This window comes from Pseudomonas sp. YL2 (assembly GCF_023063025.1).
GTDB classification, from domain to species: Bacteria; Pseudomonadota; Gammaproteobacteria; order Pseudomonadales; family Pseudomonadaceae; genus Aquipseudomonas; species Aquipseudomonas putida_A.
The window spans coordinates 13,825-14,768 of record NZ_JAJSLU010000027.1 but is presented as its reverse complement, the minus strand read 5'-3'; the positions used below and the strand labels follow the sequence as shown (position 1 = coordinate 14,768).

Annotated in this window: 1 protein-coding gene; it reads right to left on the bottom strand. The window is 65.8% G+C overall.

Annotated features, from left to right (window positions below):
* Positions 1-106: 106 nt before the first annotated feature.
* A complete protein-coding gene (locus LVD08_RS26820) occupies positions 107-832 on the bottom strand; it encodes a 4'-phosphopantetheinyl transferase family protein (protein ID WP_103368756.1) in 726 nt (241 codons plus the stop codon).
* Between the last annotated feature and the right edge of the window lie 112 nt (positions 833-944).

The following is a 944-nucleotide window of genomic DNA, read 5'->3' as shown; positions in this document are numbered from 1 at the left end:
ACGCAGAGCCCCCCCGCCAGCCCGCGCCCCCCCCCCGGGGGGTATACTTGAGGGGGGGGGGGGCGCTCTTCCGCCGCAGGGCTGCGCAACAGTCGCCGAAAAATCCTCAGGCCGGAATGCTGACCAGACTCAACAACTGCCCATCCTGCACCCCAAATTGCGCTTCCAGCTCGGTGCCATGACGCCATTCACCAGACAAGTCAGTCAGCAGACGCAACCGGACCTGACCCTGCTCCGTCCACTCCAGCACCTCGGCGTGCTCGAAGTAGAAGCGCTTCTGCACAATCGGATACAGCGCCTTGAACAGGCTCTCTTTCACCGAAAACGTCAGGGTCACGCACAACGCCAGTTGTTCCCGCGCACCGGCGGCCATGCGTTGCAGCTCCGGCGGCGTCAGAATCTCCCCGGCCAGGCGTTCGGCGCGCTCGGTCTCGAGCAGGTTTTCCAGATCCATGCCCAAGCCGCGCCAGTGCCGCTTGTTGGCGACAATCGCCGCCGCGTGTCCGGTGCTGTGAGTGATCGAGCCGCAGATGTGCGCCGGCCACACCGGTGCGCGGTCTTCGCCAATCGCCGGAATCACGCTTGAGCCTTCCAGTTGCTGCAGCGCGGCCCGGGCGCAGATTCGTCCGGCAAGAAACTCGGCCTGCCGTTTGGCCACCGAGCGCTGAATGCTCGGCGGCGGCTCGATGGCGCTGCGCTGGAAGTCATCGCCGAGCAGTTGCTTCGGGTCGAAACGGGTACTGAGCAGCACGGTCTCGGGCAACACGTTGGGCAACGGCCAATGGGCGTCGAGCGGGGTGCAGCAGGCGGGGAGGGGCGGGCTGGAATTCATGGCGGGCATTTTGCCGATTCGCAGGGGCAAGGTCGAGATCGGCGGTGCGGCTTTCGCGAGCAGGCTCGCTCCCACATTTGGAACGCATTCCCATGTGGGAGCGAGCCTGCTC

Excerpts from the sequence above, each read along its gene's own strand:
- LVD08_RS26820 (WP_103368756.1), bottom strand. The coding sequence starts at position 832 with ATGAATTCCAGCCCGCCCCTCCCCGCCTGCTGCACCCCGCTCGACGCC.